The 14,833-nt window shown below is 72.8% G+C and carries 13 protein-coding genes and 1 pseudogene; 7 read left to right on the top strand and 7 right to left on the bottom strand.

Features of this window, described 5'->3' with window-relative positions; translation table 11 throughout:
• Window positions 1-137 precede the first annotated feature (137 nt).
• The 3 genes from ACFW6B_RS28850 to ACFW6B_RS28840 all read right to left on the bottom strand — a co-directional run bounded on the left by ACFW6B_RS28850 (window position 138) and on the right by ACFW6B_RS28840 (window position 3,522).
• Window positions 138-1,121: an N-acetylmuramoyl-L-alanine amidase gene (locus tag ACFW6B_RS28850; protein WP_386600374.1), complete on the bottom strand. Its 984-nt coding sequence runs from the start codon at window positions 1,119-1,121 to the stop codon at window positions 138-140.
• Window positions 1,122-1,143: 22 nt separating this feature from the next.
• Window positions 1,144-1,794 carry a class I SAM-dependent methyltransferase gene (locus ACFW6B_RS28845; RefSeq protein WP_386600372.1) on the bottom strand — a complete coding sequence of 217 codons (651 nt, stop codon included), beginning with the start codon at window positions 1,792-1,794 and terminating at the stop codon, window positions 1,144-1,146.
• 108 nt (window positions 1,795-1,902) lie between these two features.
• Window positions 1,903-3,522 carry an MFS transporter gene (locus tag ACFW6B_RS28840; protein WP_386600370.1) on the bottom strand — a complete coding sequence of 540 codons (1,620 nt, stop codon included), beginning with the start codon at window positions 3,520-3,522 and terminating at the stop codon, window positions 1,903-1,905.
• A gap of 545 nt (window positions 3,523-4,067) precedes the next feature.
• On the opposite strand from ACFW6B_RS28840, the gene ACFW6B_RS28835 reads away from it, so the two are divergent.
• From ACFW6B_RS28835 to ACFW6B_RS28820, 4 genes are all read left to right on the top strand, one after another.
• Window positions 4,068-5,366, top strand: a complete 1,299-nt coding sequence (locus ACFW6B_RS28835; protein WP_386600368.1) for an RNA-guided endonuclease InsQ/TnpB family protein — start codon at window positions 4,068-4,070, stop codon at window positions 5,364-5,366.
• 156 nt (window positions 5,367-5,522) lie between these two features.
• Complete coding sequence (locus ACFW6B_RS28830; protein ID WP_386600367.1) at window positions 5,523-6,941, top strand: MFS transporter; 1,419 nt, start codon at window positions 5,523-5,525, stop codon at window positions 6,939-6,941.
• Window positions 6,942-6,992: 51 nt separating this feature from the next.
• Window positions 6,993-7,532 (top strand): SigE family RNA polymerase sigma factor, encoded by a 540-nt coding sequence (locus ACFW6B_RS28825; protein ID WP_386600365.1) that lies wholly within the window; start codon window positions 6,993-6,995, stop codon window positions 7,530-7,532.
• Window positions 7,532-8,374: a hypothetical protein gene (locus ACFW6B_RS28820; protein WP_386600363.1), complete on the top strand. Its 843-nt coding sequence runs from the start codon at window positions 7,532-7,534 to the stop codon at window positions 8,372-8,374. Before ACFW6B_RS28825 ends, ACFW6B_RS28820 begins: the two co-directional genes overlap by 1 nt.
• A 53-nt stretch (window positions 8,375-8,427) precedes the next feature.
• Here ACFW6B_RS28820 and ACFW6B_RS28815 read toward each other — a convergent pair whose 3' ends face one another.
• A complete protein-coding gene (locus ACFW6B_RS28815; RefSeq protein ID WP_386600416.1) occupies window positions 8,428-9,060 on the bottom strand; it encodes a response regulator in 633 nt (210 codons plus the stop codon).
• A 169-nt stretch (window positions 9,061-9,229) separates the two neighbouring features.
• Window positions 9,230-10,489, bottom strand: coding sequence for a sensor histidine kinase (locus ACFW6B_RS28810; RefSeq protein WP_386600361.1), 1,260 nt, complete (start codon window positions 10,487-10,489; stop codon window positions 9,230-9,232).
• Window positions 10,490-10,809: 320 nt separating this feature from the next.
• Here ACFW6B_RS28810 and ACFW6B_RS28805 point away from each other — a divergent pair, with 320 nt between their 5' ends.
• The 3 genes from ACFW6B_RS28805 to ACFW6B_RS28795 are packed head-to-tail and all read left to right on the top strand — an operon-like array spanning window position 10,810 to window position 13,777.
• Window positions 10,810-11,667 (top strand): MaoC/PaaZ C-terminal domain-containing protein, encoded by an 858-nt coding sequence (locus ACFW6B_RS28805; RefSeq protein WP_386600359.1) that lies wholly within the window; start codon window positions 10,810-10,812, stop codon window positions 11,665-11,667.
• Window positions 11,668-11,701: 34 nt separating this feature from the next.
• Complete coding sequence (locus ACFW6B_RS28800) at window positions 11,702-12,778, top strand: Zn-dependent alcohol dehydrogenase (protein WP_386600357.1); 1,077 nt, start codon at window positions 11,702-11,704, stop codon at window positions 12,776-12,778.
• 48 nt (window positions 12,779-12,826) lie between these two features.
• Window positions 12,827-13,777, top strand: a complete 951-nt coding sequence (locus ACFW6B_RS28795; protein ID WP_386600355.1) for a 3-oxoacyl-ACP reductase — start codon at window positions 12,827-12,829, stop codon at window positions 13,775-13,777.
• A gap of 140 nt (window positions 13,778-13,917) precedes the next feature.
• Here ACFW6B_RS28795 and ACFW6B_RS28790 read toward each other — a convergent pair whose 3' ends face one another.
• Together ACFW6B_RS28790 and ACFW6B_RS28785 are read right to left on the bottom strand one after the other, a co-directional pair.
• Entirely contained in the window at window positions 13,918-14,088 is a 171-nt protein-coding gene (locus ACFW6B_RS28790) for a hypothetical protein (protein WP_386600353.1), read from the bottom strand.
• 48 nt (window positions 14,089-14,136) lie between these two features.
• Window positions 14,137-14,833, bottom strand: a pseudogene (locus ACFW6B_RS28785) (hypothetical protein); the annotation flags it as partial.

The following is a 14,833-nucleotide window of genomic DNA, read 5'->3' as shown; positions in this document are numbered from 1 at the left end:
GGCATCGCTTTACGCCGTGCCGCCGACATGGTGCAACCGTCGCGACGCGGTGTGAAGCTCGGGGGTGGCCCTTTATCGTACGGACGACCCTATCGCCCGGACGATCAGGGTGTCCGCCGGGTTGAGTCCGTAGATCACTACCCGTGCAGGAAACCAACGATTCCTTCAGAGATCCCCCGTGCCGCCTTCTCCCGCCAGGCACCACTGGTGAGCAGCGCCGCGTCCTTCGTATCGCGCATGTTGCCGCACTCGATGAACACCTTGGGAACCGTTGACAGATTGAGACCGCCGAGGTCGTCACGGACCACCAGACCGGTGCCGTCACCGACGTAGTTGGAGGGCGCGCTGCCCGTCTCGCGGACGAACAGGCCCGCGATGTGCTCGCCCAGGTCGCGGGAGGCGGCGGCGATCGGGCGGGTGTCGGCGGCGCCCGCGTGCACCGACGCCGGGAGGATCACGTGGAAGCCGCGGTTGCCCGCCCCCGATCCGTCGGCGTGCAGGGAGACGACCGCGTCCGCGTGCGCGGTGTTGCCGATGCGGGCCCGCTCATCGATGCAGGGGCCGAAGGAACGGTCACCGTCCTGCGTCAACTTCACCGTGGCGCCCTGCTTCTCGAGGAGGGAGCGCATCCGGTGCGCGACGTCGAGGGTGAACGCGGCCTCCGTGTAACCCGAGTTGGTCGAGGTGCCGGTGGTGTCGCACTCCTTCCGGCCCGTCCCGATGTCCACCTTGCGGTTGATCTCGGACGTGTGCCGGAAGTTGTCGGGGTTGTGCCCCGGGTCGATGACGACGACCTTGCCCTTGAGGGAGCCGGACGCGGCGGGCTTCGAGGACGAGGACGGGGACGAGGCCGAAGGCTTCGGGGCCGACGACGTGTCCGGTCTGCCGTCGTCCGCCGCCGGGGCGGACGCCCGCGAGGAGGGCGAGCCGGAGCCGGGCGAGGAGGACGACGACGCGGGAACGGCCCGGTCGGACCCGCCCTCCGCATGGTCTCCCACGGCCTGCCACGCCAGCCAGCCGGCCAGCGCGCCGGGCACGAGCGCGGCGAGTGCGATGGTGAGCGGACCGCGGCGGAGACGGCGCTGCCGGGGTGGATCGAAGTCTGGGCCTACGTACGACACGTCAGCGACTCTAACCGGGAGCTCAGATCCCTGCTCCGGTTCGCCGCAGGACGCGCAGCGAGCCGCTCACCGCGGTCTCGGTGAACGCGCCCGAGGCCAGGGCCCGGAGCCAGACGCGGTACGGGGCCTGTCCGGTGAACTCGTCGACGGGGTCCGGGAACACGTCGTGGATGACGAGGAGGCCGCCCTCGGCGACGTGCGGCGCCCAGCCCTCGTAGTCGCCGCTCGCGTGCTCGTCGGTGTGGCCGCCGTCGATGAAGACGAGACCCAGCGGCGTGCCCCAGAAGGCGGCGATCTGCGGCGAGCGGCCGACCAGCGCGACCACGTGGTCCTCCAGGCCCGCCCGGTGCAGGGTGCGGCGGAAGGTGGGCAGCGTGTCCATCAGGCCGATCTCCGGGTCGACCGTGGACGGGTCGTGGTACTCCCAGCCCGGCTGCTGCTCCTCGCTGCCCCGGTGGTGGTCGACCGTGATCGCGGTCACCCCGGCCCCGCGGGCCGCGTCGGCGAGCAGGATCGTGGAACGGCCGCAGTAGGTGCCGACCTCCAGGAGCGGCAGCCCGAGCCGTCCGGCCTCGACCGCGGCCTCGTGGAGCGCGAGTCCCTCACCGCGCGGCATGAACCCCTTCGCGGCCTCGAAGGCGGCGAGGATCTCGGGCTTGGGTGCCGAGGACATGGGGTTTTCCTCCATCGGTGCGAACAACGGGTACGCGAAGCATCGTGCACCACCACCCCGCCGCGCGGGCGGCGGGGTGGTGATGATCACTCGGAGGCGGCCCGGACGTCAGGCCGTGACCTCGGCGTTCCCGCCCGGGAGCGCGGGCCCGGGGGCGGCCGGCCGGTCCTCGCCCGCCCGCGCGGCCGACACGGCGAGCGGGCCGTTCCCGGTGTCCGGGGTCCGGTCGCCCCCGGCGTCCGGTGCCCGGCCGGGGGAACCGCCGGGCACCTCCCGAGCCGGTGCCGCGGTCTCCTCGCTGCTCGCCACCAGCGAGAGCCCGGTGGCTGGACGGCGTCCCGGCAGGAACAGCGCCATCAGCACGCCGGCCGCCACCGCGCCCGTGGCGATCAGGAAGGACACGCGGAAGCCGTGCATGGTCGGGACGGCGACCCCGCCCACGTGGTGCGCCGTGTTCGCGAGCACCATGCCGACGACGGCGCTCGACACCGACGTGCCGATGGAACGCATGAGGGTGTTCAGGCCGTTGGCCGCGCCCGTCTCCGAGGCCGGGACGGAACCGATGATCAGGGCGGGCAGCGAGGAGTAGGCGAGCCCGATGCCCGCGCCCAGGACCACCGAGATGACCAGCGACTGCCAGGCGGCGTTCATCAGGCCGAGACCGGCGCCGTAGCCGATCCCGATGATCACCATGCCGGTGATCAGCGTGACCTTCGGACCGTACTTCGCCGACAGGCGGGCGTACACGGGGGCGGTGAGCATCATCGTCAGGCCGAGCGGCGCCACGAGCAGACCCGCGCTCACCATCGACTGGCCGAGGCCGTAGCCGGTGGACGTCGGGAGCTGGAGCAGCTGCGGCAGGACCAGCGAGACGACGTAGAAGGAGACGCCGACCATGATCGAGGCGAGGTTGGTGAAGAGGACCGCGGGACGGGCGGTGGTGCGCAGGTCGACCAGCGGAGCCTTCAGGCGCAGCTCCATCGCGCCCCATAGGAGGAGCACGACGGCCGACGCGCCGAACAGGCCGAGCGTGGTGGGCGCCGTCCAGCCCCAGTCGCTGCCCTTGGTGATCGGCAGCAGGAGGAGCACGAGCCCCGCGGACAGGCCCGCGGCGCCCGGCAGGTCGAAGGAGCCCTCGGCGCGCATCGGGGACTCCGGTACGACCAGGAGGGTGAGGGCGATCGACACGACGCCGAGCCCCGCGGCCCCGTAGAAGAGGGCGTGCCAGTCGGCGTGCTGGGCGACGAGGGCCGCGGCGGGCAGCGCGAGGCCGCCGCCGACGCCGATCGAGGAGCTCATCAGGGCCATCGCGGAGCCGAGCTTCTCGCGGGGCAGCATGTCGCGCATCAGGCCGATGCCCAGCGGGATCGCGCCCATCGCGAAGCCCTGGAGGGTACGGCCGGCGATCATCGGGAGCAGGGTGGCGCTCAGCGCGCTGACCAGGGCGCCGACCACCATCACGGCCAGGCTGGTGAGCAGCATGCGCCGCTTGCCGTAGAGGTCGCCGAGGCGGCCCATGATCGGTGTGGCCACGGCGCCCGAGAGCAGGGTCGAGGTCAGGACCCAGGTGGCGTTGCCGGGCTCGGTGTCCAGCAGCACCGGCAGGTCCTTGACGACCGGGACGAGCAGGGTCTGCATGACCGCGACCACGATGCCCGCGAAGGCGAGCACCGGCACGGTCGCGCCGCCCGGCCTCTGCGCGGGTCGGTCGGTCGTCGTGTGCGTCATTGAGGGGGCCTCCAGGCCATGGCGAAGGGAGCTCTCGGGAGCGGAGCGAGGGGGTTCCGTGCGGATGCCGGGGAGACGGTCGGCCGGGTGATCCAGGGGATGCGGGGGTGTCGGTCGGGTGGTCCACGCGAGGTACGTGCAGGGGGAACCCGGTGTGCCTGGGCAACTATTCCGATGCTTCGGCGTACTAACGAATTCTTGACCGGTCCATGGGTATCTGACCTACCGTCAGAGTGGAACGTGTTCTAGTCTGGCGCGGATCCGCCTTGCTTTCGGGCGGGGTGCCCGGTCCTTCAGGGCCGGGGTGAATGCCCGCTCCCGCGGAGCGGGGCAGGGGAAGCCGAATCGCCGCCAGGGCGGTTCGGCGTCCCGGGCGAGACGGTGGTGAGGCCGGCCTCGAGCAGGTGCGGCAGCTCGGAGTCGACGGTGGCCTCTCGACGGTGGCTGGTGGCCGGGCGGGTCGGTGGCCGGGATCGGTCACTCGCGCGGGTGATGTCGGTCGATGGTGCGGGCGGTGGGGGAACGTGCGGGCTAGGTTCGCGGTCATGGCACGGTTTCGGATGTATCCGACGGGTGAGCAGGCGGGCGTCATGCTCGGCCACTGCGCGCACGCGCGGTATGTCTGGAACCTGGCCGTCGAGCAGCACGCGCACTGGTACCGGGGGCGTAGGTCCGCGCCGGGTTTTGCCGAGCAGTGCCGTCAGCTCACCGAGGCCCGGCGCGACAACGCATGGCTGGCTGCGGGCAACGCGGACGTGCAGCAGCAGGCGCTGAAGGACTTCGCCACGGCGAAGAACGCCCGCTTCACCTCCGGGTTCGGTGAGCCGACCTGGCGCCGGAAGCACGTGCACGAGGGCTTCCGCGTCATCGGCACCGACCGCGTCCCGGAGTTCGAGACGGACGGCTCACCCAAGCTCAACGCCAGGGGCAGGCAGGTCATGAGCCGCTCGGTCGTGGTGCAGAAGCTCAACCGCAGGTGGGCGCGGGTGAAGGTGCCCGGCTGCGGCTGGGTCCGCTTCCGGCTCAGCCGCAACGGCAAGGGCTCTGGGCTGCCGAAGGCGAAGACGTTCCGCGTCACCTTCCGCAACGGACAGTGGCACATCGCCTTCGCCGTCATCCCTGTGCCGATCGAGGGGCCCGGCACGGGTGAGGTCATCGGCATCGACCGGGGCGTGAAAATCACCGCCGCCCTCTCCGACGGGCGGAAGCTGAACTGCCCGCAGCTGACCGTCAGGGAGCGCGCCCGGATCCGCAAGCACCAGCGCCGGGCCGCCCGCGCCCCGAAGGGAAGCGAGCGCAAGAGCGCCGAGTACGCGAAGGTCGCCCGTATCAAGGCCCGTGAGGCGGACCGGCGCAGGGACTGGTGTGAGAAGGCCAGCACGATGCTCGCCCGCACCTGTGATCTGGTGCGGTTCGAGAAGCTGAACATCAAGAACATGACCCGCTCGGCCAGGGGAACCGTGTCAGAACCCGGCCGGAAGGTCGCCCAGAAGGCCGGGCTGAACCGGGCGGTCCTCGCCCAGGGCTGGGGCCTGCTCCGGCAACGCACCGGACACAAGGCACCCGGCCGGGTCGAGGACGTCCCCGCCCCCTACACCTCCTTGCGCTGCAGTAACTGTGGCTGGATCGACAAGAACTCGCGCAAGAGCCAAGCCGAGTTCTGCTGCTCCTCCTGCGGGTTCACCTGCAACGCGGACACCAACGCAGCAGTCAATGTCGCGGCAGGACAGGGCGGGATCCCCCGCCCCCGGCGAACAGCCGGTGCCGGAGGGGTGACAACGGCCACCGGCCGCTCGAACACCCGTGAACCCCAACCCGTACGGGCTGGAATCCCCCTCATTTAGAGGGGGAGGATGTCAACCAGGTCCAGCTCAACGTCGTCGCCGAGCGCATCCTCGGCCTGCCGCGGGACTAGGACCTGTCCTGGTCCCCGCGTCGTACGCCCGCCCGCGCCGAAATCCTGGTGCAAGGGGCGCAAGCGGGTTGAGAGCATGACGGTCATGCTCCGAGCCGCCGAAGACACCCGGACAGCCGCCCGTACCGCACCGCCCACCTGGATGGTGATCGCGCTCGCGTGCGCCGGACAGTTTCTGGTCGTCCTGGACGTGTCCGTCGTCAACGTGGCCCTGCCCTCCATGCGGACCGACCTGGGGCTGAGCGCCCCCGGACTGCAGTGGGTGGTGAACGCCTACTCCATCGCCTTCGCCGGATTCATGCTCCTCGGCGGACGGGCCGGTGACCTGTACGGGCGCAAGCGGATGTTCCTGGTGGGCCTCGCGCTGTTCACGCTCGCCTCGGCGGCCGGCGGTCTCGCCCAGGAAGGCACCCACCTGCTGCTCGCACGGGCCGCGCAGGGCCTGGGGGCCGCGGTGCTCGCCCCCTCGACCCTGACGATCATCACGTCGGCCGTCCCCGAGGGCGCCGCACGCGCGCGGGCCATCGCGACCTGGACCGCGGTCGGCGCCGGCGGCGGCGCGGCCGGCGGACTCGTCGGCGGACTGCTGGTCGACGGACTGTCGTGGCGCTGGGTGCTCCTCATCAACGTGCCCGTCGGCGCGCTCGTGCTGGCCGGCGCGGCGTCCCGGCTGGTGGAGGGCGGGGCGGGGGACGGGCGGCGGCTCGACCTGCCGGGCGCGCTCCTGGTGACGGCGGGGCTCGCGACCCTGGCGTACGGGATCGTGCAGACGGAGGCCGAGGGCTGGACCGCGGCGGCGACGCTCGTGCCGCTCGGCGCGGGAGCGGCTCTCATCGGGGTCTTCCTGGCCGTCGAGGCCAGGACCGCGGCGCCGCTGATGCCGCTGAAACTGCTGCGGCTGCGGTCGGTGTCGTCGGCGAACGCGGCCGTGTTCGTCTCCGGCTCGGCGATGTTCTGCATGTGGTTCTTCATGACGCTGTACGCGCAGAACGTGCTCGGCTACTCGCCGCTGGGCGCGGGCCTCGCCCTGGTGCCGAGTTCGCTCGCCGTGGTCGTCGGCTCGAAGTCGGCGCCCCGCCTCATGCCGGTCCTCGGGGCGCGCAACGTGGCCGTGCTCGGTACGCTCCTGGCCGCGGCCGGCTTCGGCTGGCAGTCGACGATGACGGCGGACGGCCCGTACCTCACGTCGATCATGTTCCCCGGCGTCCTGATGATGGCCGGTGCCGGTCTGGCCGCGACACCGCTGGCCGCGCTCGCGACCTCCGGCGCGGTGCCGGAGGACGCGGGAGTGGTGTCGGGCCTGGTCAACACCTCCCGGGTGATGGGCGGTTCGCTGGGGCTCGCGATCATGTCCACGATCGCGGCGGCCCGTACCGGGGGAAGCACCTCCGGGGAGGCCCTGACCGCCGGGTACGCGCTGGCGTTCCGCGTCAGCGGCGTGATGCTGCTGGCCGGGGCCGTGCTGATGTTCCTGTGGCTGCCGCGGAGCGTTTCACGGCGGTGAGGCAACGGAATCCGGTGCCCGTGGACTCCTTAAGGCATCCAGGAGGTGCTCATGGGGGATCGGAAGCAGGCCCGGGACGCGGAGTTCCAGGGCTTCGTCGTCGGCCGCTGGCCACGGCTGATGCGTACGGCGTTTCTCCTGACGGGGGAGCAGCACGCCGCCGAGGACCTGGTCCAGACGACGCTGGAGCAGGTGTACGTGGCATGGCGCAGGGTCGGCTCGGCCGACGATCCGGAGGCGTACGTGCGGCGCGTGATGATCAACGCGCACGCCCGCAGACACCGCAGGAAACTCAAGGAGTTCCTCGCGCCGAGGGACGACTCGGGGCTGAACCGCGAGGTCCCCGACAGCAGTGACCCGATCGGCCGCGCCGACGACCGCGGCGCCCTGATCACGGCACTGGCCGGGCTGCCCCCGCGCCAGCGCCAGGCGGTGGTCCTGCGCTACTGGGAGGACCTGAGCGAGAGTCAGGCCGCCGAGGCGATGGGCTGTTCGGTGGGCGCGGTGAAGAGCAACGCGGCCAAGGGGATCGCGAAACTCCGTGTCGTGCCGGGCCTGGCGAACACGGTGACGGACGGAGGGCGGAGCTGATGGGCACGAACCGGGAGACACACCACGACATGGCGGCGAACGCGGACATCGCCCTCCTGCTGGCCGAGGCGGCGGACGAGGTCGAGATCGGCACGGTCCCCTACCCGGCGGTGCTGCGCGGAGGGCGCCGTCGCAGGGCGCGCCGCTGGGCGCTGGCCGCCGCGGCCGCCCTGGTGGTCGCGGGTTCCACGGGAACACTGGCGCTCGCGGGGGGTACGGGCGGGGACGGTGGGCGGAGCGTGCCGGCCGTGACCGGGCCGCCGACAGCGGAGCGGCGGCACGTGTACGAGCCGTGGACGACCACGGTGGCCAGTGCGCGGGACGACGGAAAGGACTGGTCCGTCACCGTCGTCACCTGGGGCGCGCCGAGGAACGAGGCGGAGGCGCGGTACCAGCGGAGCCGGATGGGTGAGTACGGTCTCACGCCGTCGGGCACCGAAGCCGCCTCGGACCTCATCGGCAAGCGCTGGATCTTCGTCCGGCTGGTCGTGGGTGACGGGGATCCGGAGACCGTGCTGGACGGGCCGGTCCGGAAGAGCGACGCGGACGGGAGCACGGACGTCGACGTCGTCTCCAGGCCGCTGGAGACCGGCCGGTCCGGCGCGGCGGGAGCGGCCGATCGGCTGGTGATCGGCAAGGTCGATCCGACGACCCTGGCCGTCACCTGCACCTGGGACGACGGAACGTCGGTCCCGGTCCCGATGGCCGACGAGGGCGCCGGCTTCGGCATGGACCTCAAGCCGGCGATCCGCCGGGTCGAGGGTTCTCCGGCCAACTGGTTCGTGTGCCTGGCGCCGGAGGGCAGGAGTTACGAGAGCGTGCAGGTGGATTCACTGACCTGAGAGGGCGGGACACCGCCGGACGGGGGCCGGCAGGGGGCTCCTCCCGGGGTCCGCTACAGCCACCCCTGCCGGCGGGCCTCCCGCATCGCCTCCATGCGGTTGCGGGTGCCCGTCCTGCCGATGGCGGAGGACAGGTAGTTGCGGACGGTCGACTCGGAGAGGTGCAGTCTTCCGGCGATGTCGGCGACGGTGGCGCCGTCGACGGAGGCGTTCAGCACGTCGCGCTCGCGGGCCGTGAGCGGATTGGGTCCGGCGCTCAGCGCGGCCGCCGCGAGCGCCGGATCGATGACGGTCTCCCCGGTCAGCACCCGCCGGATCGCCTCGGCCAGTTCCTCCACGGGCCCGTCCTTGACGAGGAACCCGGCGGCACCCGCCTCCATGGCCCGGCGCAGATAGCCGGGGCGGCCGAAGGTGGTGAGGATCAGCACCCGGCAGTCGGGCGCCTGCTCGCGCAGTTCGGCGGCGGCGTCCAGCCCGCTCTTCCCCGGCAGCTCGATGTCCAGCAGGGCCACGTCGGGCCGGGCGGCCAGCGCCGCGTCCACGATCTCGTCCCCTGCGGACACCTGCGCGACCACCTCGATGTCCGGCTCCATCCCGAGCAGCAGGGCGAGCGCCCCGCGCATCATGTTCTGGTCCTCGGCGAGCAGGACACGGACGGACTTGGCGGGCCGGTGGTCCCGAGGCATCTCGTTCACGCGGCCAAGCGTAAGGCGACGGGGCCCTCCCGCCTCCCGGTCCACACGCCCCGGAAGGCTCCGGGAACCGGACGGCGCGAGCCGGGGTGCCCGGATCCCACCGCACCCGGCCACCCCGTGCCTCGCCCGGCCACCCCGTGCCTCGCCCGGCCGGCGCCGCTCAGACCGCCGTCTCCGTCCGGTCCACCGCCTCCGCGGGGAGTTCCGCCCGCACCTCGAAGCCGCCGCGCGGAGTCCGTCCCGCCCGCAGGGAGCCGCCGGCCGTGGCGAGGCGTTCGGTGAGGCCCTTGAGGCCGGTGCCGCCGGTGCCGCCGGTGCCCGGCCCGGGATCCACGGGACAGGCGCCGGTGCCGTCGTCCGAGACGGTCAGCCGGACGAGGTCCGCGGTGCCGTCGACGGTGATCTCGCAGCGCGTCGCGCCGCTGTGGCGTACGACATTGGTGACGGCCTCGCGGAGCACCCAGCCGAGCAGGGCCTCGGTCCGCGGGGACAGGACCGGCCCCGACCGCCGGACGACCGGCTCCACCCGCGCCGCGGACAGCGCCGAGCGGGCGCGGTCCAGCTCCGTGGCGAGGCTGCCCTCGCGGTAGCCGGTGACCGCCTCACGGATCTCCGTCAGCGCCTGCCTGCCGACCGACTCGATGTCCGTGACCTGCGCGAGCGCCGCGTCCAGATCGCGGGGGGCCAGCCGGCGGGCCGCCTCCGACTTCACCACGATGACGGAGAGGGTGTGCCCGAGCAGGTCGTGCAGGTCCCGGGAGAAGCGCATCCGTTCCTTCTCCACCGCACGGCGCGCCAACTCCTCGCGGGCCGCCCGCAGTTCGCGTACCGCCTCGGAGAGGGAGAGGATCGCGGCCGTCACCATCGTGGACAGGAAGGTGCCGTAGGCGACGTTCACCGCGTCCCAGCCCGCCCGGACGGCGGAGACCGACGCGGCCAGGGCCGTCAGGGCCAGAGCGGTCCTCCCGAGCCAGGGGCCGCGCACCACGGCCCCGGTGGCCAGTCCGAGCAGCGGGAAGAAGTAGAGCCAGTTCCCGCCGTACCCGATGGCGAGCGCGCAGGTGACCGCGCCCATCAGGACGAGCGCGACCCGGGTGGAGCGGGCCTCCCGCGTCACTTTCCTGAACGCGCGGAACGTGACGTAGACGTACAGCGAGTTGAAGGCGAGCAGGCCCGTCCCGCCGATCCAGGGCTGCGCCGCCCCGCCCTGGAGGAGGTTGGAGACGGAGCCCATCCCCAGCAGCAGCCACGGCAGCAGCGCGAAGCCGGTCGGCGGCGGGCCCGGGTTCCCGGGCGTCGCGCCGTCGCCCTCGCACGCGGACCCTCGTTCCGCCTCGAACCGTTCCGCGCCGGCCTTCCGGAAAGGCCGTCCGGCCCGCGACGCGCGGCCCCGGCCGCCGATGCCTCTCATCCAGGACATGTCCCGCTCCCCGTCGTCCGTGTCGTGGCAACGACGTTAGGGGCCTGGGAACGTGCTCCGGCAGATGCACTTGTCGGGGATCGGCCGGGACAAATGTCACGGCCGCGGGTCGCGGGGCGGTCCGTGGCGTCCGGGTGACGGCTCTATCTGACATGGCGTCAGCAGTCTTCACAAGTGCTGGGAGCTGGGCTATACAGGGGGTCGCCGGACTGGAACGCGTTCTAGAACGAGCGCTTTCCACGGCCCAGTGTCGACCTCGGTGCGGCCGACGGTGCGGACGGCCGCATCGAGGTCTTTCGCACAGTCGAGCAAGGAGCCCCATGCCCATTGACGCCGCCAAGGCCGTCGCGGCACCCCCGCGGACCGGCGAGATCACTTGGAGCCACAAGGACGTCCAGCTCTACCACCTGGGCCTGGGCGCGGGCGTTCCCGCGACCGACCCCGACGAGCTGCGGTACACCCTCGAATCCAGGCTCCACGTCCTGCCGAGCTTCGCCACCGTCGCGGGCGCCGGCTCGCCGGGGGTGATCGGCGGACTGTCCATGCCCGGCGTCGACGTCGACCTCGCCCGCGTCCTGCACGGCGGCCAGAGTCTCAGGCTGCACCGCCCGATCCCCGCCGAGGGCACGGCCACCGCCACCGGGCGCATCGCCGCCGTCTACGACAAGGGCACCGCCGCCGTCCTCGTCATGCGCACCGAAGTGGCCGACGCCGAGGGCCCGTTGTGGACGAACGACGCCCAGATCTTCGTACGCGGCGAAGGCGGCTGGGGCGGCGACCGCGGACCGAGCGCCCGCCTCGAAGCCCCCGCCGGTTCACCGGACAAGGTCGTGGAACGCCGGATCCGCGAGGAACAGGCCCTGCTCTACCGGCTCTCCGGCGACTGGAACCCGTTGCACGCCGACCCCGAGTTCGCCAAGCTCGCCGGGTTCGACCGGCCGATCCTGCACGGGCTGTGCACGTACGGCATGACGCTCAAGGCCGTCGTCGACACCCTGCTCGGCGGCGATGTGACCCGGGTCCGCGCCTGCACCACCCGCTTCGCCGGAGTCGTGTTCCCCGGCGAGACCCTGCGCATCCGGATGTGGCGGGGCGACGGAGAGGTCCGGGTGGCGGTCGGTGCGGTCGAGCGGGACGACGCGCCGGTCCTCGCCGACACCGTCGTCGAACACGTCTGACACCCATGCGAACCGTCCCGAGGGGAGCCGCACCATGCGCGCAGCCGTACTGCACGAGACAGGCCAGGACAAACTCGAGGTCCTCGACGACGTCGAGGCGGTGGGCTTCGGACCCGGCAAGGTGCGCGTCCGGGTACGGGCCACCGGGCTGTGCCACTCGGACCTGTCCGCGATGAACGGCGTCCTGCCGCAGCCCGCCCCGTTCGTGCCCGGACACGAGGGCGCCGGCGAGATCACCGAGGTCGGCGAGGGCGTCACCCACGTGAAGCCCGGCGACCGCGTCGTCATCTGCTGGCTGCCCGCCTGCGGCGCCTGTCCCGCCTGCAAGCGGGGCCAGACCGAACTGTGCCTGGCCGGATTCATGAACGCGGGAACCCCCAACTTCAGGCGCCCCGGCGGCGACGTCTTCGGCTTCGCCGGCACCGGAACCTTCGCCGAGGAGGTCGTCGTCGCGGCCGGCTGCGCGGTGCCCGTCCCAGACGACGTGCCCTTCGACATCGCCGCCCTGATCGGCTGCGGCGTCACCACCGGACTCGGCGCGGCCCTCAACACCGCCGACGTGCAGGCCGGTTCGTCGGTCGCCGTCATCGGCTGCGGAGGCGTCGGCATATCCGCGATCCAGGGCGCCCGGCTCAAGGGGGCCGCGGAGATCGTCGCCGTCGACCCGGTCGCCTCCCGCCGGGAGGCCGCGCTCGGCTTCGGCGCCACCAGGGCCGTCTCGCCCGACGAACTCGCCGACGCCAAGCAGTCGGTGACCGCGGGCGAGGGCTTCGACTACGTCTTCGAGGTCGTCGGCAGGTCAGCCACCGCGCGCACCGCCTACGACCACACCCGCCGGGGCGGCACCCTCGTCGTCGTCGGCGCCGGCGCCATGGACGACTTCCTCCAGCTCAACATGTTCGAGCTGTTCTTCGACGAGAAGCGCATCCTGCCCTCCATGTACGGCGGCGGGGACGTCCTCAGGTCGTACGAGCGCGTGATCGCCCTGTGGCGCGCGGGCCGCATCGACCTCGAAGGGCTGATCACCCACCGGGTCCCCCTGGCCGGGATCAACGAGGCGCTCGACCAGATGCGTTCCGGCACCGCCCTGCGGACGTGCATCGAGATCTGACCCGGCCGGCCGTCGGCGCGGACCCCACCACAACCGCTAAGGACCCTGATGTCACTGCCACTCGAAGGGCTCACCGCGATCGTCACCGGCGCGGGACGCGGGCTCGGCCGGGCCGAGGCGCTGGAACTCGGCCGGCTGGGCGCCGCCGTCGTCGTCAACGACTACGGGCGGTCCGGCCGGGACGGCTCCGGTGAGGCGTCGGCCGGCCCGGCCGAGGAGGTCGCCGCCGAGATCCGCGCGGCGGGCGGCCGGGCCCTCGCCCACACCGGGGACGTCGCCGACCACGAACAGGCCCGCGAACTGGTCGAGTCGGCCGTCACCGCGTACGGGAAACTGGACGTCCTCGTCAACAACGCGGGCATCCTGCGCGACCGCATGGTCTTCTCGATGGCCGAGGACGAGTGGGACTCGGTCGTCAGGGTCCACCTCAAAGGCCACTTCAACACCACCCGCTTCGCCTCCGCGCACTGGCGGGCCCGCTCCAAGGCAGCCGGCGGACCCGTCCACGGACGGATCGTGAACACCTCATCGGAGGCCTTCCTCGCCGGCTCCGCCGGACAGCCCAACTACGCGGCCGCCAAGGGCGGGATCGTCGGCCTGACCACCTCCACCGCGCTGGCGCTCGCCAAGTACGGCGTCACCGCCAACGTCATCTGCCCGCGCGCCCGCACCCGTATGACGGAGGACGTCTTCTCCGGACTCGGACGGCCCGAGGACGGCCTCGACCCGCTCGCCCCCGAGCATGTCGCCCCGCTCGTCGGCTACTTGGCCTCACCCGCCGCCGCGCACGTCAACGGCCAGCTCCTCGTCGTGCACGGAGGCATGGTCGCGGTCGTCGAACGGCCCCGGGTGGCCGCGAAGTTCGACAGCAAGCAGGACACCTTCAGCCACGACGAGCTCGACGCCCTGCTCACCCCGTACTACGCCGACCGGCCACGCGGGGAGACGTTCGCGGCGGCGGAGGTGCTGGGCCTCAAGCGGGAGGGCTCTCCTCGCTGAGCAGTCGGCCCCCGCCCGGCCAAAGGGGGCGGGACGGCAGTCGTACGCGCGGGACTTGGGGGAGCCCCCGCACGGATACGGCCCCGCTCGCCGTGGTGCGAGCGGGGCCGTATGCCGGTTTCGGCTTGCCGTGAGGTCGGTCAGGCCGTCGTGGCCGGCTGGCCGGACGGCTTGCGGTGGCGGCCCTGGGGGGCCGCCTCGGCGTCATGGCCGGAGACCGGGCCGCGGTGTCGGCCATGGCCCTCGGGCCGGGCCGCCGACGTCTCGTGGACGTCCGCGCCCGGTGCTTCCATGGTGCTGGAGTCGCTCATTGAAGTGTTCACCCCGTATGCAAGATCCTTTTTTACAGCCGGGGGAGTCTAACGTGCGGTCATCGCGCGGAAGTCGGAGGGTGACGTTTCTTCGTCCGCGTCGTCCCTTTCGTCCCCGTCCGTGTGGGACGACACACACGGACCTCCGGATTCCGCGGGCGTCCGCGACACGGCGGTGAGCGCCGGGACCGGCTCGGCACCGGACCCCGGACGGCCGGCCGGGGGACTCGGGGCCACCTGTCCCCCGAACTCGCCGAGGGGCGGCGACGCGTCGGTGTCCCCGGCCCCGGGGACGGTGTCGTCCGCGGGCGTCGCGCCGCCCCGGGCGCCGAGGCTCATGCCGGGCGGGGGCGTCTCGGCGACCTTGGTCCAGGGACCGGGCAGGGCGAAGCCCGCCTCGGTGGCGGGGGTCCCGGCGGGGCCGGCCCACGGGTTCGGGGGGAACGGCGCGGCGGGGTCGGCGGGGCCGGGGAGGGCGGGGAGCGGGACGGCGGTTCCCCGGCCGGGGTCCGCGACGGACGGAAGGGGCCCGGCGGTCCGGGGGCCGTGGGCCGTGACGGGCGGGAGCGGTCCGGCCGTCGGGAGGCCGCCGGGGAACGTGATCCCTCCGGCACCACCGCGGGCACTCGCGGCGGGACCGGCAGGGGTACGGGCGTCGACGGGACCGGTCCCGGCCCCGTGCCCCGCCTCCACGTCAGCTCCGTTACCGGCACTCGCGGTGAGGCCGACGGTGGTGCGGGCGGCG

The organism is Streptomyces sp. NPDC058751, from assembly GCF_042746485.1.
GTDB lineage: Bacteria > Actinomycetota > Actinomycetes > Streptomycetales > Streptomycetaceae > Streptomyces.
Note: the sequence above shows the minus strand (reverse complement) of the source record. Positions and strands in the feature narration are given on the sequence as shown.